Consider the following 20600-nt stretch of genomic DNA (forward strand, 5'->3'; position numbering starts at 1 on the left):
ATTTCAACGCCGCTCACGCCACCACAAACACAGCATGACCAATGCGAACACGAGCGCAAACGGCCAGCCCGGCAGCATGCGCTGGTTTTGCGCGGCCGGCGTCAAGGTGCGCGCCGCATAACGTGCGGTGGCGTCACGCCGCTCAGCCGCCTGCCACAGCGGCCAATCGCCTGGTGCGTAGACATAAACCTGGCCGACCGCCGGCTTGGCCCCTTGCGTTTCCATGCGCAGCCAGCCAGCCTGGCGCGGCCACACGGCCACGCAGGACGCATCGATACGGTCGCTGCGGCGCTGCCACGCCAGCGTTTGACCGAGATCCTGGAAATGCACCTTTCCCTGCACGCCCTGGGCGCAGACTTCCAGGCGCTGATTCGGCATCGGCATCTCTTCGGGCGCGAGCCACTCGACCTCCTCGATGCGCTGCACGCCAAGCGTATCCAGCACGCCCTGCCACCACAGCGCCAGCGCGCGCGGTTCCTTGATCGCCTGGCGGTGCCAGTCGGCGGCGCCGAGCCAGCCGATGCGGCCCTGGCCCCACTGGCGCGACCACACGGCGTCGCGGCCAGCCCAGGCGCCGGCCTGCGCCGCGGCCGGGTTCAAGGGCGCTGCTGTCAGCGCCAGCGAACCGATCGTGGCGTCGGCAGCCTGGGGCCGCAGCGCCAGCTGCACGCTGCGCGACCAGACGGCACTGTCGTTGGCGCTCCCGCCCAGCACCAGCAGCGCGGCGCCCTCTTTTACCTGTTCCAGCAGGGCACTGCGGGTGGCGCCGGATGCGCGCTCGAACCAGGCCGCATCGATCACCAGCAGGTCGGGCTTGTCCATTTTTTCGCGCGCCGTCTCGCTGCGGGTGACGGTTTTACCGAGCGTGACCTGCCAGTCGATGACGGCGCGGCTGCCGGCCAGCAGTTCGTTCAGCACGCGCAGGTCGAAGGACGGCGCGCTGAAGCGGCCGCGCACCTGCAGCGGCGGGGTTTCCTCGACCACGACAGGCACCGGCCCCTCGGCCAGCAGCTTGCTCCTGTCGTCGAACAGGCGCGCCTTCAGTTCCAGCGTTTCGGCCAGCGGCGGCAGCCACTGCACCGTCAAGTCGCCGCTGCCGCGCACCTCGGCCAGTTGCTGGCCGTTCTCGGCCAGCAGTTGCAGGCGCGCCGGCGTCTTGTCACCCCGCTGGACCGTGAGCGTGAACATGCGGCCCAGCGCCAGGCGGCGCGGGAAGTCCAGGCGCAGCGTGTCTGACGCCGGCATCGTCCAGGCCAGCGGACGCGCCGGCAGGTCCTGCCACTGGGCGGCGCGCAGGCCGTCGCCGCTGAGGGTAAGCGCGCGCACGCCGTCCAGCGTCGCCGGCGGTTTATTCGGGTCGATTGCCAGCGTGGTTCCAAGCTCGCCCGGCAGCTTCCAGCCGGTGGCCAGCAGGAACAGCGCGGCGGTGGCGACAAGGACCAGCAGCGCATCAAACCAGCGCCGGCGCCACAGGTACAAAAGCAGGCTGGCCGCGCCGATGATGACGATGGCGATGCTCATCGTTTGTCTCCTTCTGCCCAGGCGCGGGTAAACGGCGTCTGCGCCACGGGTTTGGCCTGCAGGATGACGGGCGCCTGGGCGACGCCGGCGCGCAGCCAGGCGCGCAGGGCCGGACGGCAGCGCAGGCAGCCATCAAGCACGTCCTGGATCGCGCGCTGGGCGGCCAGGCGCTGCTCATCGTCCTGCAGGCGCTCGTGCACCCAGTCGTGGGCGGTGCGGGTCCACAGGGCGGGCAATGGTCCCTCCTGCGACAGCGCCGCCACCAGCTCGCGCAATGGCGCCGGGATCGCATCCTGCGTTTCGCCCTGCTCGCGCCGGTAGCTGGCCGCGCCCACCACGTCGCCCGTCATGCGGATCTCTTCCTTGATCGGCGGCGACACGAAAGCGGTCTTGTGCAGGTAGATGCGGTCGGCCTGCTGCAATTCCTTGATCGCCTCCAGCGCCTTGTGCTCGGGCGCGAGCGCGCTCTTCGGATTGATGGCGCGCAGGGCCTTCTCCGCATCCCACATCGCCACCAGGGCGCGGCGCAGGATTTTCTTCGTGCCCTCGTCGTAGAGCGTGGCGTTTTCCGCCTCGTCGTGGGCGTGGCCGAATTCGTGCAGCACGTCGATCGGCTTGCCGGGGGCTGCATGGTCGTCATGGTCGTCGTGCTCTTCTTCGCCGCTGAACAAGGTCGATTCCTCGCCCAGGAACTGGCCGTAGCGGCGGCGCAGCTGGCCCTGGTCGGCGGCGATCGCCTCGCTGCGCTCGCGCACTTCGGCGGCGCTCATCCGGGTCGACCGCGTGTCGGCGATGAGCTGCTCGGTGTCGATGATGATCTGGCGCTGGCTGCGCAGGCTCTGGGGTTTCACCAGCACCGGCATGGCCGAAGTGACTTCCTCTTCTTCCTGCTCGGGCGCGGGCAGGCGCAGCGTGTAGGTCGGTGACTGCACCGTGTGCGGCCTGGCGGCGTTGTCGACGGCGCGCACAAAGAAGTAGAGCTCGTCGCCCGGCTCCATGCCCAGCTCGGCCAGCGTCCACTGCTTGGCCCAGTTGCGCACGCGCGGGTCGGAGGAGCTTGGTAACGGCATCTCGCGGTCGGTGAACTTGATGTTCTCGCCGCTGCCGCGCGCCAGCGTCAGGTGCAGGGTGGCGCGGCGCACCGCGTAGTCGTCGCGCACGGAGAGCGCCATGGCGGCGGACTGCGCCCCGGGCTTGAGTTCCTGGATCATCTGGGTCGGCTGGGTGACCGTGATCTGCGGCGCGGCGTCCGGCGTCACCTTCACGGTGTAGCGCGCGCCGCGCCAGCGCCAGAACAGCGATTCCGTAACGCTCAAGCTCGCGCACCTGGCGCCCACGTTCAGTGTGCGGCCATCGCTCAGCTCGAGGATGGTCTCGCCCGCTTCCGGATTCTTCAGGCACCACGCGACCGTGCTCCCTTCTGGCAGCTCGAGATTGCGCGGCGACCCGGTCGAGCGTGCTACGCCCGTGTAGGCGGGCGGCGTGGCGGTCATCGTCAGTTCCGGCACCACGGCGGCTTGTGCAGCCCTCGCCGACGCATGCGGCGCCGCTGCTTGCGACGCGCCTGACTGCTGGCCCAGGAACCAGACCACGGCGGCAAAGGCCAGCCAGGGCGCGAGCCAGCTCAGGCCCATATCCACGCGTTCGCGCACGATGGCGCGTACGGTGCGCTTGTCCAGGCTGGCGTCGATGCGCGCCAGCAGGCGGCTGCGCTGCAAGCGGGCGATCGGGGTTTCTGCCTCGACCAGCAGGGCCGAGCTGTCTTCCAGTTCGGGCACGGCGGCGTCCAGCCAGCCGGTCCAGCCGCGATTGACGCGTTGGCGCAGGCGCGCGCCATCCCACATGCACCAGGCAACCCAGGCCAGCAGGCCGGGCAGCAGCCGCAGCGAGAGCCAGGGCAAGGCCCCCAGCACCCAAAGCGGCAGACGCCGCAGCATGGCGGCGCGCCACAGGCGCTGCGCGATGTCAGCGTCGGCGTGCATGGGTGAGGATCCTTTCGAGTGCAAACAGGGCAATCAGCGCCATCATGAGGAAGTCGCGCACCGCGCCGCCGGCATGTTCGGCAGCAGGCACTTTTGAAGGCGCGAAGCTGGTGGACGGCATGGTGTAGGCCACGGGCGCGTAGTGCAGGCGGCGCCAGGTTTCCAGCAGGCTGCGTGCCGCAGCCGGATCGGCCGGCGGCCATGCGCTGGCGCTCCACAGGCGGCCGCGCGTACTGTCGGCGTAGCGGATGCCGTCGACCGACTTCGCCTTTGCCAGTTCAGGGAAGGCTGCCGCATCGGCCACCCACCACAGCGGCGCGCGCAGCGACGAAGGCGGCGCCTCGGGCTTGTTCCAGACAATCAGTTCGGTTTTTGCACTTGGCGCGTCCTCGACCACCACGCGCACCGGACCGTTCAACGCGGCGAACGTGCGGCGCCACGGCCCCGCCTCCCCGACGATGGCGACGCGCACCTCGCTCGGGACGGCCGGCCTGGCCTGCGTACGCAGTTCGACCGGATGGATGAACTGGGGCGGCGCAGCCGGCATCGGGATATCGCCCAGCACCAGCAGGCGCGCATCCGGCTTCCATTCGCGCTCGTGCGCGCGGATCCAGGCCAGCGCCCCGCTTGCCGGCAGCGGCAGGCGCGTCGCCTCGCCAAAGCCGGCTTCCTTGATCTGACGCTCGACCCACTGCGCGTCACTTCCTTCCGCCACGACGACCGTATTGCCGCGCCACGGGAATACCGGATCGGCCAGCCAGGCGATCAGGCAGGCCAGCAACAGGCAGCGCACAATGAGCAGGACCACGTCGGCCCAGCGCCAGACGCGCATCTGGCGCGGCTCGGTACGCGGCAGGAAGCGCGCGCTGGCCAGCGGCTCGGCCTTGACCTGGACGCGCTTCTTCCTGTGCCACCAGATCGGGAGCAGCAGGGTCGGCAATGCAAACCACCACAGGCTGTTCATCGACGCACCGCCTGGCGCAGCAGCTGGCGCAAGACCTCGCCTGGCGCCTGTTCAATGCGCGCCTCGACCACCGGCACATCACTGGCGCGGCAGGCCTCCGTCACGGCCGCGAAGTGCTGTTCGCGGTTGCGTAGATATCCCTCGCGCAGGTCGGCGCCGAAGCGGAACACGCCGCCATCCTCCTCGGGGTCGCGATAAGCCGGGTCGGCATCGAAGCTGCCCGTGCACTCGGCCTCGGTCTGCAGGCAGGCCAGGCGCACGTCGTGGCGCATGTGGCGCAGCCTCAGCAATGCTTCCGACAAGGGAGAGGGAAAATCGAGGAAATCGCTGGCGGCGAACACCAGCACCGGCGACTGTGCAAAGCGCAGGCTGGATTTCAGCACAGCCGCCTCGGGCAACTCGCCCTCGGCCTTCGCCGCGTTCAGCCGGGCCAGCACGCGCTGCAACTGGCGCGGCCCGCGCGCGGCCGGCACGAAGTGCGCACGTCCGCCGGACAGCACGACGAGACCAAAGGCGTCGCCCTGGCGCTGGGCGATCGCCGCCACGCAGCCGAGCAGCGTGCGGGCATAGGCCAGTTTATCGAGACCGGCGATGCTGCGGCTGGGTTCCATCATCGAGGCGCTGGCGTCCAGCACCAGCCAGACCGCGACATGGCTGTCGCGCTCGGCCTCGCGCACGTAGTAGCGGTCGGCGCGCGCCAGCAGCTTCCAGTCGACGCGGCGCCACTCGTCGCCCGGCGCGTAGGCGCGGTACTCGGAGAACTCGACGCCGGCGCCGCGCTCGCGGCCGGCATGGATGCCCTGCCCCAGTCCCGCCAGCACGTGGCGGATCACGAGGTCGAGGTCGGTCGTGTGCGCGATCAGCGCTGCACTTGTCAAACCCTTAGCCAATGCCAATTAATCGACCTTGATCTCGTTGCGCAGGGCCTGCAGGATGTCGGCCATCGCCACGCCGTCGGCCTCGGCCTCGAAATTGCGCAACACGCGGTGCGCCAGCACCGGCAGCAGCATGGCCTGGATATCGTCGCGCGTCACTGCCAGGCGACCCTGCATCAGCGCGCGCGCCTTGGAGGCCAGCACCAGCGCCTGGCCGGCGCGCGGACCGGCGCCCCAGCCGACGTGTTTTTTCACCGCGGAGACCGTGGTCTCCTGCGGCCGGGTCGCCCGCACCAGGCGCGTCGCGTAGCGCACCAGGTGGTCGCCAATCCCGATGTCGCGCACCAGCTGCTGCAGGCGCAGCAGGCTGTTCAAGTCCATTGCCGGTTCGGCGTCCTGAAGCCCGGCGTTGGTGGTCTTTGCCACCATCATGACTTCCTCGTCCTCGGTCGGATAGCCAACGTCGATGCGCAGCAGGAAGCGGTCGAGCTGGGCTTCCGGCAGCGGATAGGTGCCGCTTTGTTCGATCGGATTCTGGGTCGCCAGCACGAAGAAGGGGCGCGGCAACCTGTGGGTCTGGCCGGCGAAGGTGACCGAGCGTTCCTGCATCGCTTCGAGCAGGGCCGATTGGGTCTTCGGCGGCGCGCGGTTGATCTCGTCGGCCAGCAGCACCTGGGTGAACACGGGGCCAGGCTGGAAGCGGAAGGAACGCTGGCGCGTGGCCTGGTCTTCTTCCAGGATCTCGGTGCCCACGATATCCGAAGGCATCAGGTCGGGCGTGAATTGCACCCGGCGGAACTGCATGTCGGTAGCCTGGGCCAGGGACTTCACCAGCAGGGTTTTACCCAGCCCCGGCACGCCCTCGACCAGGGCATGGCCGCCGGCCAGCAGGCAGGTGATCAACAGCTCGACCACCTCTTCCTGGCCGATGATTACCCGGCCCATGCTGGCCTTCAGGGCCGCCGTCTTCGCGACCAGCTCGGCCACTTCCGCTTCATTCCACGCTACTACATCCTGTTCAGCCACCGCTCAAGCTCCCAACGCATATTGAATGATGTTCACCGCAAAGCGGGTGTTGTCGACCGCGAGAAAACGTTTATTACGGAAGTCGTAGTCCCACTCGCAGCCATAGTCCTTGTTCGAGTACAGCACGCGCACGCGCCCGCCAATCTCGATCGCCTTCAGGTATTCGTGCACCAGGTCGTCGCCCCAGCCGTTCAGCTCCACCGAGGTATTCGGTGGACCGTCGAACTTGAAGAAGCTCGAATAGATCGGGTGATTGTTCGGAATCTTCTTCAAGGCCGTGGCGCCGAAGATCTTCGCCATCTCGGCCTCGAACGACTTGGCGAACAGGCCGTCGATGTCGTGGTTGCAGTCGTCCACGAACACGAAGCCCCCGCCCTTCACGTAGCGCTCGAAGTTGCTGCGCTCGGCTGGCGTGAACTGCACCAGCTTGTGCCCTGCCAGGTAGCAGAACGGCGCTTCGAGCATCTTGGGGTCGCTGAGTGCCACCATCCGCTCCGTCGGGTCCACCTTCAGGGTGGTGTACTCGACGAGCGAATTGAGCACGTTGCTGGGCATGCGGATGTCCACATCCCAGTCGCCCGATTCATACATCAGGCGCGTGAAGTAGAAGTCAAACCGTGCCATTTACACCGCGTCGGACAGCGAGGTGAAGTTGAAGTCGCGTACCTTCATCGGCGGCAGGATCATCTGGTAAGGCACCTCGTCCGGTGCGATCACTTCGGCCTTGCCCAGTTCCTCGACGTTGTTGAGCAGGGTGACCGGGCTCTCGTTGAAGCGGAAGTTCTTGATCGGGTACTTGATCTTGCCGTTCTCGACGTAGAAGGTGCCGTCGCGGGTCAGGCCCGTGATCAGGAGCGACTGCGGATCGACCATGCGGATGTACCAGGTGCGGGTCACGACCACGCCCTTCTTGGTCGAGGCGATCAGCTCGTCGAGCGACTTGGTGCCGCCTGCCATGATCATGTTGCCGTGGCCCGCGGTCGGCTTCACGCCCTTCTTCTGCGCCCAGTAGCGCGAGTACTCGAGCGAGGCGATGCGGCCGTTCTTGATGATGTCGGTGCGCTGGCGCGCCAGGCTCGAGCCGCCGTCCCAGGGCAGCACCGGCACGTCCGGATTCCAGGGGTCGGTCCAGACGTTGATGCGCTCGTCGAACAGCTTGTCGCCCAGGCGGTTCTTGCCGCCGGCCTTGGTGAGGAAGCTGCGGCCCTCGTCGGCGTCGCGCGCGTCGAAGGACGCGAACATATTGCCCAGCACTTCGGAGGTCGCTGCCGGCTCCAGGATCACGGTGTAGCGGCCCGGCTCCAGCGCTTTCGCATCGACCGAACGCAGCGCCTTCTCGATGGCCACCCCGGCGGCTTCGCGCGCGTCGAAGCGGCGCGCGTCGACCGCCGCGCGGCTGACCCAGCCCGAACCGCGGCCGTCTTCGGTGCGCGCGGTGCAGGTGTAGGTAAGATCGGTCATTTCCTGGAAGCCGAACACGCCGTTCGAGTTGGCGATCGCGTTGAAGCGGGTGTTATCGTTGAAGAAGCCGGCGCAGACCAGCTTGTTCTTCTTCGCTTCCTCGATGCTGTAGGCGGCGACCTGGGCGCGGAATTCGGGGTCGATGTCGGCCGTCGAGCGCACGAAGGTCGGCGTGGCCTTGTACTGCTGCTTGCCGACCGCCGGCATGAACTCCGGATTCTCGGGCGCCAGGCGCGCCAGCTCCTCGGCGCGGCGCACGGCCTTTTCCAGCGACTTGTCGTCGAACTCATTGAGTTGGGCGATGCCCGACTTCTTGCCGAAGGCGACCTGCACGGTCAGGGTCATGTCCTCATTCAGGCCGGCGGTCGAGATGCTGTTGCGCGCGAAGCGCACGTTGCCCGAGCGGTTGCCGCTGATGTCGACGCTGCATTCGTCGGCCTTCGAGAACGAGAGGACACGGTCGCAGATGCGTTTTGCTTCTTCCTGGTTCAGCTGTTTCATCGTTTCTCTCCTCAACCGATCTTGCGTGCGGTGTTGATGACATTGATGCCGTTGAAGCGCGTGGTGCTCGACCCATGCGAGACTGCGCTGACCTGGCTCGGCTGGCCCTTGCCGTCGAAGAAGGAGCCGCCCATGCGCCAGTCGCGCTCGTCGCAGATCGCGCTGCAGGCATTCCAGAATTCCTGGGTATTCGACTGGTAGGCCACGTCTTCCAGGGGACCTGCGATCTTGCCGTTCCTGATCTCGTAGAACAGGGTGCCGCCGAACTGAAAGTTGTAGCGCTGCTGGTCGATCGAGTAGGAACCGCGGCCGATGATGTAGATGCCCTTCTTGACGTCGGCCACCATCTCGTCCGGCGTGAGCTTGGCCTTGCCGGCGGCCAGCGACACGTTCGGCATGCGCTGGAACTGCACATTGCTCCACGAGTCCGCATACGAGCAGCCGTGCGATTCCTTCTCGCCGATGATGTGGGCCTGGTCGCGCGTCGCCTGGTAGTTCACGAGCACGCCATCCTTGATGATGTCCCACTGCTTGGCCGGCACGCCTTCGTCGTCGTAGCCGATCAGGCCGAGGGAACCCGGCGTGGTGCGGTCCGCCACGAAGTTCACGCGCTCGGAGCCGAACTTGAATTTCTTCGTCTGCCACTTGTCGAGGGTGGCGAAGCTGGTGCCGGCGTAGTTGGCTTCGTAGCCGAGCACACGGTCCAGCTCCGTCGGGTGGCCGACGGCTTCGTGGATGGTCAGGAACAGGTGTTCCGGCGCCAGCACCAGGTCGTACTTGCCCGGTTCGACCGATTTCGCGCTCAGCTTCTCGCGGGCCTGCTTGCCTGCGAGGCGCGCATCCTCGATCACGTCATACGACTTGGTGTAGAGCGTGGTCACACCGCCGGCGGCACGCACCTTGTCCTGGGCGCGCACGTCGAAGTATTCGTAGCCCATGCTGACCGGCGCGCCAAGGCCGCCGCGCGAGCGGAATTTGCCGGTCGTCTTGTCGACCGCGGTGGCATTGATCGGCGCCCACAGGCGGTGAATGTCCTGGTCGATGTAGGAGCCGTCGGTGGACGCGAAATACTTCTGCTGGTTGATCTGGAAGAGGTTCGCTGTCATGAAGCTTGCGCCCGCCTCCAGGCCGGCCTTGTTCGCCGCGATCAGCATCTCGGCCTTTTCCTTGACCGGAACCGCGCGCCAGTCCTTCTTGAACGGCGTCGCCCAGCTGACCTCGCCCACGCCTTTCACGGGAGCGAGTTGCACCGGTTCGGTCTGCAGCTTGGCGTTCGCTTTCGCAATCGCCACGGCCTGGCGCGCGGCGCCAGCGACGGCGTCCGGGTTCATGCTGTTGGTGGCGGCGAAACCGTAGGCGCCGTTCGCGATCACGCGCACGCCGACGCCGGTCGACTCGGTGTTCGTGATGCCTTCGACGTTCAGGTCGCGCGTCGTGATGAACTGGTTCAGGTAGCGGCCGATGCGCACGTCGCAGTAGGAGGCGCCTGCCTGGGTAGCCGCGTTCAGGGCGGCGTCGGCCAGGGATTTCTTGAAGCTGACCGCCATCGGGTTCAGCAGGTCTTCGGCCGCGATCGCGTTGCCGAAGACCGGGACCAGCATGGCGCCCGCCGTGCCGGCGCCGATTTTTAAGAAGCTACGTCGTTCCATTGTTTCTCCATTACGCTCGTAGGGTGGGCACTTTGTGGTGCTGGCATTTAGCCAGCCCCACTGCCCACGCGGATGCGTGCGGTTTGTTGCCGTGTTCGTGGTCGTTTCCCGATATGCCGCCACGGTGCATCCGATGGCATATCGTTTCGGCGTCAACGTGACGCGAACGTTCGCGTGGGCACGGAGTGCCCACCCTACTGTCCGCGCCAGCAGCTGTTCTTACACCGCGTCCGACAAGGACGTGAAGTTAAAGTCCCTGACCTTCATCGACGGGATCACCATCGGGTCCGGTCCCTCGTCGCCGCCGATCACCACCGGCTTGCCGATCTCTTCGATGTTGTTGAGCAGCGTGACCGGGCTTTCGTTGAAGCGGAAGTTCTTGATCGGGTGCTTGATCTTGCCGTTCTCGATGTAGAAGGTGCCGTCGCGGGTCAGGCCGGTCAGCGCCACCGATTGCGGGTCGACCATGCGGATGTACCAGGTGCGGGTGACGAGCACGCCCTTCTTGGTGTTCGCGACCAGCTCGGCCGTGGTTTTATCGGTGCCGGCCATGATGAAGTTGCCCGGGCTGCCGATCGAGCGTGCGCCCTTCTGCTTCGCCCAGTACTGCGAATAGTCCATCGCGGCCACGCGGCCGTCCTTGATCAGCGAAACGCGTTCGCGTGCGCGCATGTCGTTGTCCCAGGGCAGCACCGGCACGTCCGGGTTCCATGGATCGGTCCAGATGTTCACCTTCTCGTCGAACAGCTTGTCGCCCAGGCGGTTCTTGCCGCCGGCCTTGGACAGGAAGCTGCGGCCCTCGTCGGCGCGGCGCGCATCGAAGCCGTTGAACATGAAGGCGAGCAGGTCGCTGGTCGCGGCCGGTTCCAGCACCACGGTGTAGCGGCCCGGTTCCAGCGCTTTTGCGTCGACCGAACGCAGCGCTTTTTCGATGGCGACGTCGGCCGCCTCGCGCGGGTCGAAGCGGGCCAGGTCGCGCGCCGAGCGCTTGACCCAGCCGGAACCGCGGCCGTCTTCGGTGCGGATGGTGCAGGTAAAGTCGAGCGAGGTCAGGGCCTGGTGGCCGAACACGCCGTTCGAATTCGCGATGGTCTCGAAGGAGGTGGTGTCGAGCAGGAAGCCGGCGGCGACCAGGCCCTTCTTGCGGCAGGCCTCGATGCTGTAGGCGGCGGCCTGGGCGCGGATCTCGGGATCGATGTCGGCGGTCTTCTGCACGAAGGTGTTCGAGGCCTTGAACTGCGCTTTCGAGACGGCCGGCATGAACTCCGGATTCTCCGGCGCCAGGCGCGCCAGCTCCTCGGCGCGGCGCACGACGCGCTCGAGCGACTTGTCGTCGAATTCGTTGATGCTGGCGGTGCCCTGGCGCTTGCCGAAGGCGACGCGTACGGTGAGGCTGGTGTCGTCGGTCAGGCCGGCGGTGGAAACGGCGTTGCGGGCGAAGCGGATGTTGCCGGCGCGTTTGCCGCCGATGCTGACGATACACTCGTCGGCTTTCGAGATCGACATCACGCGGTCGCAGATGCGTTTGGTTTGTTCCTGGGTCAAGATGCTCATGTGGTTCCCTGCCTTAGCCGATCTTGCGAGCGGTGTTGATCACGTTGATGCCGTTGAAACGCGCGGTCGACGAACCGTGCGAAACAATGCTGATCTGCGGAGGTTGGCCCTTGCCGTCGAAGAAGGAACCGCCCATGCGCCAGTCGCGCTCGTCGCAGATCGCCGTGCAGGCATTCCAGAATTCCTGGGTGTTGGCCTGGTAGGCCACGTCTTCGAGCATCTGGCCGATCTTGCCGTCCTTGATCTCATAGAACAGGGTGCCGCCGAACTGGAAGTTGTAGCGCTGCTGGTCGATCGAGAACGAGCCCTCGCCAACGATGTAGATGCCCTTCTTGATGTCCTTGACCATCTCGTCCGGCGTCAGGCGCTTCTTGCCGGCCGCGAGCGAGACGTTCGGCATGCGCTGGAACTGCACGTTGCTCCAGGAATCGGCGTAGGAGCAGCCGTGCGATTCCTTCTCGCCGATGATGTGGGCCTGGTCGCGCGTGGCCTGGTAGTTGACCAGGATGCCGTCCTTGACGATGTCCCACTGCTTGCACTTGACGCCTTCGTCGTCGTAGCCGACAGCACCCAGCGAACCCGGGGTGGTTTTATCCGCGACGATGTTGACGATCGGCGAGCCGTACTTGAAGTTCTTCGACTGCCACTTGTCGAGCGTGGCGAAGCTGGTGCCGGCGTAGTTCGCCTCGTAGCCGAGCACGCGGTCCAGTTCCGTCGGGTGGCCGACCGATTCGTGGATGGTGAGGTAGAGGTGCTCGGGGGTGAGCATCAGGTCGTACTTGCCCGGCGCGACCGATTTCGCGGTCAGCTTCTTCTTGGCGTCGCGGCCGGCGGCACGCGCGTCCTCGATGATGTCGTAGGAATCGGTGTACAGGGTGGCGACGCCGCCCGCTGCCTTGACCTTGTGCTCGGGACGGGCGTCCAGGTATTCGTAGCCCATGCCGACCGGCGCGCCCAGGCCGCTGCGCGAGCGGAACTTGCCCGTTGCCTTGTCGACCGCGGTGGCGTTGATCGGCGCCCACAGGCGGTGCAGGTCCTGGTCGATGTAGGAGCCGTCGGTCGAAGCAAAATACTTCTGCTGGTTCACCTGGAACAGCATCGACTGCATGAAGTTCGCGCCGCCGTCCATGCCGGCCTTGTTGGCGGCGATCAGCAGGTCGGCCTTTTCCTTGATCGGCACGGTGCGCCAGTCCTTCTTGATCGGCGTGCTCCACGACACTTCACCGACGCCCTTGACTGGTGCAAGCTGCACCGGTTCGGACTGCAGTTTGGCGTTGGCCTTGGCGATCGCGACGGCCTGGCGCGCGGCGCCGGCGATGCCGTCCGGCGTCATATCGGAGGTCGCGGCAAAACCGTAGGCGCCGCCCGCGATCACGCGCACGCCGACGCCGGCCGACTCGGTATTGACGACGTTCTCGACGTTCAAATCGCGGGTGGTGACGAACTGGTTCAGGTAGCGGCCGATGCGCACGTCGCAGTAGGAAGCGCCGGCCTTGGTGGCGGCGTTCAGCGCGATGTCGGCCAGCGCCTTCTTGGCCGATGCGGCCATGGGATTGATCAGTTCCTCGGCCGCGATCGCGCGTCCGGCGACCGGGATGAGCATCGAGCCAAATGCGATGGTGCCGATGTTGAGAAAGGTACGACGTTCCATTGTGTCTCCTGAATTCACCTGCTTCGGGGGCGGCGCGCACACGGGCAAGCCGCGTATGTATATGTAGAACTCGTGGCTGTCATCGCAGCGAGCGCGACGGCAAACTGCTAAACATTATCAGCAACTAAAGATTTTGGATAGGCAATCTTTATACCAGCGGGGTGAACGGCGAAATGGCTGGCCCACGCCGATGTCCGCACGGTGTCCGGGTGTCCGCGCGGACACTGTGCGGACAGTACATACGTTCTATCTCGCGTATTGACACAGGCTTGGGGTGCGCGCGCGGATTTGCTTGACTGGCAAGATGGCTTGCCTGATCATCGGGCGCGACGGCAACGGCGTTGACCGGGCCTGCAAGCACACGCATACCACCACGGAGACCTTGACCCATGAAACGACTGATCCTGGCCGCCTTGCTGGCCACCGGCATGGCCGGCGCCGCCCAGGCCGACGATGCACTGAAGGCCGTCATCGCCGGCGAACACCGTGCCGAAAGCAACCGGGCGCGCGACGTCTACCGCCACCCCTACGAGACCCTCACCTTCTTCGGCATCAAGCCGAACATGACGGTGGTGGAGCTGGTGCCGTCCGGCGGCTGGTACACCGAGATCCTCGCGCCCTACCTGCGCGAGAAGGGCAAGCTGATCGGCGCGGGCGAGGCCATCGAGCCGGGCAAGCGCTATGGCCAGGCCTTCCGCAAGAAGCTCGACTCGAACCCGGCGCTGTACGACAAGGTGGTGCCGGCCGTGTTCGAACCGCCGACCCGCTATGCGATCGCGCCCGCCAACAGCGTCGACATGGTGCTCACCTTCCGCAACCTGCACAACTGGGTAGGCGCGGGCGACGAGGCGGTGAAGACCACCTTCAGGGAAATCCACAAGGTCCTGAAACCGGGCGGCGTGCTGGGCGTGGTCGACCACCGTCTGCCGGCTTCGATGAAGCAGGACGAGAAGGCCTCGAGCGGCTACGTGCACGAAGCGTATGTCATCAAGATGGCCGAGAGCGCCGGCTTCAAGCTGGCCGGCAAATCGGAAGTGAACGCCAATCCGAAGGACACGGCGAACCACGAAAAAGGCGTGTGGACCCTGCCGCCGGTACTGGCGAACAAGGACAAGGACCGCGAAAAGTACCTGGCGATCGGCGAGAGCGATCGCATGACGCTGAAGTTCGTGAAGCAGTAAAGAAAACGGGGCCGATGGCCCCGTTTTTTTGGATACGGCGGTGACGTGATCCGTAGGGTGGGCACTCTGTGCCCACGCGAAAGCGTGAACCGTGTTGGCTTCGTTCGCAGCCCGCCCTCGGCACAGCGTTTGCCGCGGCCGAGATAGCCGTTAGCGCGTGAACTTGTGGACGCGCCAACGCTGCGCCGCTGGTGTGTCCGGAGCAAAGCCGCCGATGACGCCACGTTCCGCGTGGGCACAGGGTGCCCACCCTACGGGGACAAGCCAACAATAAAAACGGGCCATCGGTCCGTTATTTTTTATTCTTCGCCCTCATCGTTCCATCCCGATCGTATCGGCAGGCTTGCTGCTGCAAGGCGCATCGGCGCGGCCGCCCAGTGCGGACCGGACCCTCGCCGGATGGGTCATCGACCGTTCGTCGACGACCAGGTACTGTCCCTGCGTCACGCCGACGATGTCGAACCTGACCGTGCCGCAATCAAGCACCATCGACACGTGTACCGTGCGGCCCCACTTGGCGGCGCGCCAGATGTCTTTTACTTCCTCGGGCCATGGCGCGGGAGTGGGATGGACGAAAAGCTGCCCGGGTGGCGCGCGCTGGCCGTCGCTCGCGAACGCGTCGGGCGTGGTTGTTATCCACACTTCGCGCACCCATGGTTTGCTGTACGCGATGCCGCCAATTAGCACGACGGCAAGAGCCACGGCGGCGGTCCGGCGCGGCGTCGATCTTGTCATTTCCATTCCACACCCAATGAAAAACGCCGGGGAGAGACCCGGCGTTCATGTGCATGATTACTTCGTCTTCGTCTTCACCGGCGTGAACAACAGGTCGTGGAAGTCGTAGCTGAAGTCGGTCTCCTCGGACACCGCCTTCATCTTCACGTGGTCGATGCTGCCGTCGTGGTCGAGCGAGAAGGTGACGTAGGCGTCGGCGTTGAAGTTGCGCTCCTTCCAGCGCACGATGAAGGTGTCGTGCTGGAAGTGCTCCATCTCGCCGGTGAGGTCCGGCGTGCGCGAGAACGACATGAGCAGCTTGTTGCCGTTGCGCTTGATGTTCATGATGCCGTACCACGGGTCCTCGTACTGGCCTTCATAGGAGGCCAGCGCCAGCGAAGGCTTCGAGCTGGCGGCGCGCGTGGTCGAGGCCGACTTCAGGCGCGCCAGCTCCTTCGCATGCGCTTCTTCCTCGATGTCGGCGACCAGCTTGATCCAGTCGGTCGGCGTTGCGCCGGTCATGTACTGGTCGAGCAGGCGGTATTGCAGCGCGCTCAGCGCGCCGCCGCTCTCAGCGTTCGTCAGGATCGCGATGCCCAGTTTCGATTCCGGCACCAGCAGCACGCGCGAATAGAAGCCCTGCAGCGCGCCGCCATGCATGGCGACCAGCTGGCCCTTGTAGTCGCGCAGCTGGAAGCCCAGGCCGTAAGCGTAGAAGTTCGGTTTCGTTGCCGCCAGCGGCGGCTTCGGCGTGTTGATCTTCATCGGCGTCTGCGCGGTCCACATCTCGCGCGCCTGGGCCTCGCTCCACAGGCGCAGCTCCTTGCCGTCCGCCCCCTTGGCGCCGGCCACGCGGCCGTTATCGAGCAGCACCTGCATCCATTTTGCGATGTCCTCGGCATTCGTGTTGATGCCGACCGCGCCGACCGCATTCGCCACCGGCATCGACTTCACGGCGCTGATCTTGTCCTTGATCTTGCTGTGCGCGTTCGAGGCGTTCGGATTGCCTTCGTTTTCCGCCAGGCTGGTGGTCGTGCTGTTCATGCCGACCGGCTTGAGGATGCGCTCGCGCACCGTGTCGCCCCAGGACTTGCCCGACTTCTGGGCGATGATCTTGCCCGCGACGATGTAGAGCAGGTTGTCGTAGGCGTAGCTGTTGCGGAAGCTCGTCGCCGGACGGATGTAGCGCAGCTTCTCGATGATCTCGTCGGTGCTGAAGGTCGTGGTCGGCCACCACAGCAAATCTCCCGCGCCCAGGCCCAGGCCGCTGCGGTGGGTCAGCAGGTCGCGCACGGTCATCTCGCGCGTGACGTAGGCGTCGTACATCTGGAAGTCCGGCAGGTGCTTGACGACCGGGTCGTCCCATTTCAGCTTGCCTTCGTCGACCAGCATCGCCAGCGCGGCGGCGGTGAAGGCCTTCGAGTTCGAGGCGATCTCGAACAGGGTCTTGCCGTCGACTTTCGCCGGTTCGCCGAGCTTGCGCACACCGAAGCCGCGCGCGGCGACGACTTGCCCGTCCTTGACGACGGCGATCGCGATGCCTGGCACATCGAAGGCCTTCATGGTGCGGTTGACGTCCTGTTCGAGGTCATAGCTCGATGCGGCTGGGCGCGCGATCGGCGGCGCGACCGCGGTCTGGGCGTTAGCCGACGCACAGGCGCCGGCGGCGGAGAAGGCGATCAGGATCGCGGCTGCAAGGTGTTTCATGTTCTGCACTCTGGGCTTCCTTTACTGTTTGGCCATCTGTTTATCGACGCTGCCCTGCGTTTCAGGGTGGTAGCGCTCGCGGGCGACCTTGTAGACGTTCTCGGCCCAGGCACGGTCCTCGGGGTTCGCGCGCAATGCCGCGTACAGCGGCACCACGAATTTCTGGCGGCCGACGCTCATCAGGAACTCCTGCATCTGCGGGCGGACGTCGCGGTAGCCGGCGTGCACAGCAGCGCGGTAGAAGCGGAAGGCCACTTCCTTGTTGCCGGTTTTTGCGAGACCGAAGGCGGCGTCGAGCTCCTTCAGGCGCGCGGCGTCGGTCTTGTTGTCGATATCGTTCAGGAACTTCATCCACTCGGTCGCCGTCCAGCCTTTCGTGTCGAGCCTGGCGGTCGGCAGCTCGCCTTTCAGCCAGGCGCTGGTGGCGGCATCGAGGGCGCTCAGGCGCTGCGACTTCGCATACTTCGCGCTGGCCGGGATGCCAGGGCCATGCAGCCACTCGGCCAGTTCGGCCTCGCTCATCACCTGCGGATGCTTGGCCAGCAGATTGCTGCGCAGGTAGGCCACGAACTGATCGGTGGTCACGCTCTGGAAGGCGTGGCTGTCGAACCAGCCCCGCAGGAAAGGATCGAACACGGCGCGGCCGGCGCGCTGTTCGAGCGTGCGCAGGAACCAGGCTCCCTTCGGATAGGCCAGGCCTTCGTCGGTGTAGGTGCTCGAGCCCGTATCCGGGTCGCGCGTGACCAGCGCCTGCTTCTCCTTCGGGATGTCCTTCAGGGACTCGATCGCCTCCTCCTGCGCGAGCTGCAGGTTCATCAGCGCCACTTCTTCGCCGTACAGCACCTCGAGGATGCGGGTGGTGACGTAGGTGGTGAAGCCTTCGTTGAGCCACCAGTGCTTCCACGAAGCGTTGGTCACCAGGTTGCCCGACCAGCTGTGCGCCAGCTCGTGGGCGATCAGGTCGACCAGGCTGCGGTCGCCCGCGATCATGGTCGGGGTCAGGAAGGTCAGGCGCGGGTTTTCCATGCCGCCGATCGGGAACGAAGGCGGCAGCACCAGCATGTCGTAGCGTCCCCAGCGATACGGGCCGTAGAGCGACTCGGCAGCCTCGACCATCTTCTCGGTGTCGGCCAGTTCATATTCGGCGGCCTTGATGCGCAGCGGTTCGGCGTACACGCCGGTGCGGCTGCCCAGGGTACGCGCTTCGAGTTCGCCGATGCCGATCGCCAGCAGATAGGAAGGGATCGGCTGCGGCATGTTGAACTTCCAGCCGCCCTTGCCGGTGGCCTTCGGATCGTTATCGGCGCTCATCACGACGCGCAGGCCTTCGGGAGCCTCGATACGCGCGCTGTAGGTGAAGCGCACCGAGGGCGTGTCCTGCACCGGCACCCAGGAGCGCGCGTTGATCGATTGCGACTGGCTGAACATGAAGGGGCGCTTGCCCGACAGGGTCTGGGCAGGCGTGAGCCACTGCAGGGCGCTGGCGGTTGGCGCGGTGCGGTAGTGGATGCGCACCTTCGGCGCCTGGCTGGCCAGGTGCACGTGCAGGGCCTGGCCCTTCTCCTCGTCGAATTTATCCAGCGTGTACTTCACCGGGGTCCAGCGGCCCTTGGCGTCCTGGGCTTCGATCTTCGCAATGGTCAGTTCGCGCGTGTCGAGGTCGAGCGTGCGCGCGGATTGGTCGAGCCAGTCGAGGCTCAGTTCGGCGTAGCCGGACAGGGTCTTCTTCGCAAAATCGGCCTTCAGGTCCATGTGCAGCGCGCGCGTGCGGACCTGGTCGTAGTTGGCGTAGCTTAAAGGGTCGAGCGCGAAGGCATGCGCGCTCCACGTGCCAAGGATGGCGCACGCGGTGGCGCGCAGCAGGGAACTGGTTTTCATGGTGTCTCGTCGATGGTGAAGCGGCCCGGTCTGGCGCCGGGGAGAGCAGCTGAGCAGGATAGCACTTTCGATCTGAGGGTGAAAGCGCTGGCAAGGCCGGTGGGCGTTCAACTGCTGTAGTGCTGTGGGTTCCAGAACCCATCCTACGAAACCGGGAGCGGGATGATCAGGCGCTGTACCGGTGGGCACGGGGCGCCCACCCTACGTGACGGCATCCTCCCGTATTGACGCGCTACGCGGGCGCCGACTCTGCTATGATCCGCGCTTTTGCCCGCACCACCCTATGGATGCCTTCCTGGTCGCCACCGGCATCGTCGGCCTCGCTGAAATCGGCGACAAGACGCAGCTCCTTGCCTTCCTTCTCGCCGCCCGCTTTCGCCGTCCCCTTCCCATCGTCGCCGGCATCTTCGTCGCGACACTGCTGAACCATGCCTTCGCCGCCGCCGTCGGCGCGCTGGTGAGCGAGCTGCTCGGACCATCGGTGATGCGTTGGGTGCTCGGCCTTTCCTTCCTGGGCATGGCGGTGTGGACCATGATTCCCGACGAGGTCGACGAGACCGAAGCCTCGCTGGCGAAGTTCGGCGTGTTCGCCACCACCGTGCTGTCCTTCTTCATTGCCGAGATGGGCGACAAGACGCAAGTCGCCACCGTGGCGCTGTCCGCGCGCTACCAGGACATCGTGGCGGTCGTGGCCGGCACGACCTTCGGCATGATGCTGGCCAACGTGCCGGCCGTGTACTTTGGCGAGCGTATCGCCAACAAGATTCCGCTGACGCTGGTGCACGGGATCGCGGCGCTGATCTTTGCGGGGTTGGGGATTGCGACCTTGCTCGGCGCGGGCGAAAGCTTCGGATTCTAAGAATTACCCGTAGGGTGGGCGCTCCGTGCCCACGCGTGAACGATGAGCAGTGTTGGTCCACGTTGATGCGCCAACACCATGTGAGCGTCACGCGTGGGCACAGGGGCGCCCACCCTACGTTATGACGCGATGATACTCAACGCCAGCGCGCCATCCACTTGTCGTAGAAGCCCAGGTCGCGCGGCACGGCGCCGGGAATGGCGCAGATCGCGCCGGCGAATTCGTTGGCGCGCGCCAGCGCCAGTGCCAGCGGCCAGCCGCGCATGCGGCCCAGCAGGAAGATCGCCGAGAAGGCGTCGCCCGCCCCCACCGTGTCGATGACGAAGGGCGGCGCCGGCGTGTCGCGGGTGTCGATCGTGCTGCCGTCGCGGCCGAAGTAGACCGAGCCACGGTGCCCCAGCGTGACGATCAGCGCCTGCAGGCCGAACATCTGCACCAGGCCCGCGCAGGCGGAGCGGGTTTCGTCGGCGGCCATGGGCGGGTCGTTCGGCCCGAGCTGGAAGTACCAGCCGAACAGCGCCTGCAGTTCTTCCTCGTTGACCTTGGCGATGTCGGCCGCGTGCAGCGCGTGGAACACGGTGCGCTCGCCGACCTGGCCGTCGCGCAGGTTGAGGTCGAGGAAGCGGATCGCCGGCGTGCCCTGGCTGGCCGACAGCAGTGCCTGCAGCGTGCTGCGCGAACGGTCGCCGCGCTGGGCCAGGGTGCCGAAGTAGATGGCTGAAGGCGTGACGCCGGCCAGCGCCTTCAACGCCGCCTCGCGCTCGATGTAGTCGTAGGCCTGGTTCGGCACGATCACGAAGCGGTGCCCCTTGGCCGTGCGCTCGACCAGCACGCGGCCGGTCTCTTCGATGGCGTCGCGCTGCAGGCCGGCCTGCGACATGGCGAAGCGCTCGAACTCGGCGCGCACGCTCTCGCCGTTCCTGTCTTCGCCGACGCGGGTGATCATCAGGTTCGGCGCCATGAAGGCGGCAAGGTGGCGCGCGACGTTGAAGGGCGCGCCGCCCACGACCTGTTCGGTGGCGAAGTCGTCGACGAGCGCTTCGCCGAAAACGACTGCGGTCTCAGGCGAGGCCAAGG

General features: G+C 66.0%; 16 protein-coding genes. 2 read left to right on the plus strand and 14 right to left on the minus strand.

Features of this window, described 5'->3' with window-relative positions; translation table 11 throughout:
• Positions 1-3 precede the first annotated feature (3 nt).
• The 10 genes from ACSUZJ_RS23245 to ACSUZJ_RS23290 form a co-directional block, all read right to left on the minus strand.
• Positions 4-1521, minus strand: a complete 1518-nt coding sequence (locus ACSUZJ_RS23245; protein ID WP_499412003.1) for a hypothetical protein — start codon at positions 1519-1521, stop codon at positions 4-6.
• Entirely contained in the window at positions 1518-3503 is a 1986-nt protein-coding gene (locus ACSUZJ_RS23250) for a hypothetical protein (protein WP_499412004.1), read from the minus strand. Before ACSUZJ_RS23250 ends, ACSUZJ_RS23245 begins: the two co-directional genes overlap by 4 nt.
• Positions 3487-4467 (minus strand): BatA domain-containing protein, encoded by a 981-nt coding sequence (locus tag ACSUZJ_RS23255; protein ID WP_499412006.1) that lies wholly within the window; start codon positions 4465-4467, stop codon positions 3487-3489. The genes ACSUZJ_RS23250 and ACSUZJ_RS23255 overlap by 17 nt, the downstream gene beginning before the upstream one ends.
• Entirely contained in the window at positions 4464-5345 is an 882-nt protein-coding gene (locus ACSUZJ_RS23260) for a DUF58 domain-containing protein (protein ID WP_499412007.1), read from the minus strand. Before ACSUZJ_RS23260 ends, ACSUZJ_RS23255 begins: the two co-directional genes overlap by 4 nt.
• A gap of 18 nt (positions 5346-5363) precedes the next feature.
• Positions 5364-6368: an AAA family ATPase gene (locus ACSUZJ_RS23265; RefSeq protein WP_499412008.1), complete on the minus strand. Its 1005-nt coding sequence runs from the start codon at positions 6366-6368 to the stop codon at positions 5364-5366.
• Between the two features lie 3 nt (positions 6369-6371).
• Positions 6372-6992: a DUF4159 domain-containing protein gene (locus ACSUZJ_RS23270; protein ID WP_499412009.1), complete on the minus strand. Its 621-nt coding sequence runs from the start codon at positions 6990-6992 to the stop codon at positions 6372-6374.
• Positions 6993-8330 carry a TldD/PmbA family protein gene (locus ACSUZJ_RS23275; RefSeq protein ID WP_499412010.1) on the minus strand — a complete coding sequence of 446 codons (1338 nt, stop codon included), beginning with the start codon at positions 8328-8330 and terminating at the stop codon, positions 6993-6995. It abuts the gene before it with no gap.
• Positions 8331-8341: 11 nt separating this feature from the next.
• A complete protein-coding gene (locus ACSUZJ_RS23280) occupies positions 8342-9979 on the minus strand; it encodes a TldD/PmbA family protein (protein WP_499412012.1) in 1638 nt (545 codons plus the stop codon).
• A 219-nt stretch (positions 9980-10198) separates the two neighbouring features.
• Complete coding sequence (locus ACSUZJ_RS23285) at positions 10199-11533, minus strand: TldD/PmbA family protein (RefSeq protein ID WP_499412013.1); 1335 nt, start codon at positions 11531-11533, stop codon at positions 10199-10201.
• Positions 11534-11546: 13 nt separating this feature from the next.
• Positions 11547-13184, minus strand: a complete 1638-nt coding sequence (locus tag ACSUZJ_RS23290; RefSeq protein ID WP_499412014.1) for a TldD/PmbA family protein — start codon at positions 13182-13184, stop codon at positions 11547-11549.
• Between the two features lie 389 nt (positions 13185-13573).
• On the opposite strand from ACSUZJ_RS23290, the gene ACSUZJ_RS23295 reads away from it, so the two are divergent.
• A complete protein-coding gene (locus tag ACSUZJ_RS23295; protein WP_499412016.1) occupies positions 13574-14365 on the plus strand; it encodes a class I SAM-dependent methyltransferase in 792 nt (263 codons plus the stop codon).
• Between the two features lie 312 nt (positions 14366-14677).
• Here ACSUZJ_RS23295 and ACSUZJ_RS23300 read toward each other — a convergent pair whose 3' ends face one another.
• The 3 genes from ACSUZJ_RS23300 to ACSUZJ_RS23310 are packed head-to-tail and all read right to left on the minus strand — an operon-like array spanning position 14678 to position 18664.
• Positions 14678-15100: a hypothetical protein gene (locus ACSUZJ_RS23300; RefSeq protein ID WP_499412017.1), complete on the minus strand. Its 423-nt coding sequence runs from the start codon at positions 15098-15100 to the stop codon at positions 14678-14680.
• A 57-nt stretch (positions 15101-15157) separates the two neighbouring features.
• On the minus strand, positions 15158-16786 hold the full coding sequence (locus ACSUZJ_RS23305; protein WP_499412018.1) for a serine hydrolase: 1629 nt from the start codon (positions 16784-16786) through the stop codon (positions 15158-15160).
• Positions 16787-16807: 21 nt separating this feature from the next.
• Positions 16808-18664, minus strand: coding sequence for a M1 family metallopeptidase (locus tag ACSUZJ_RS23310; RefSeq protein WP_499412019.1), 1857 nt, complete (start codon positions 18662-18664; stop codon positions 16808-16810).
• Between the two features lie 283 nt (positions 18665-18947).
• On the opposite strand from ACSUZJ_RS23310, the gene ACSUZJ_RS23315 reads away from it, so the two are divergent.
• Positions 18948-19523: a TMEM165/GDT1 family protein gene (locus ACSUZJ_RS23315; protein WP_499412021.1), complete on the plus strand. Its 576-nt coding sequence runs from the start codon at positions 18948-18950 to the stop codon at positions 19521-19523.
• 136 nt (positions 19524-19659) lie between these two features.
• Here ACSUZJ_RS23315 and ACSUZJ_RS23320 read toward each other — a convergent pair whose 3' ends face one another.
• A complete protein-coding gene (locus tag ACSUZJ_RS23320; protein WP_499412022.1) occupies positions 19660-20598 on the minus strand; it encodes a PfkB family carbohydrate kinase in 939 nt (312 codons plus the stop codon).
• Positions 20599-20600 lie beyond the last annotated feature (2 nt).

The organism is Telluria sp. B2, from assembly GCF_051789535.1.
Lineage (GTDB): Bacteria > Pseudomonadota > Gammaproteobacteria > Burkholderiales > Burkholderiaceae_D > Telluria.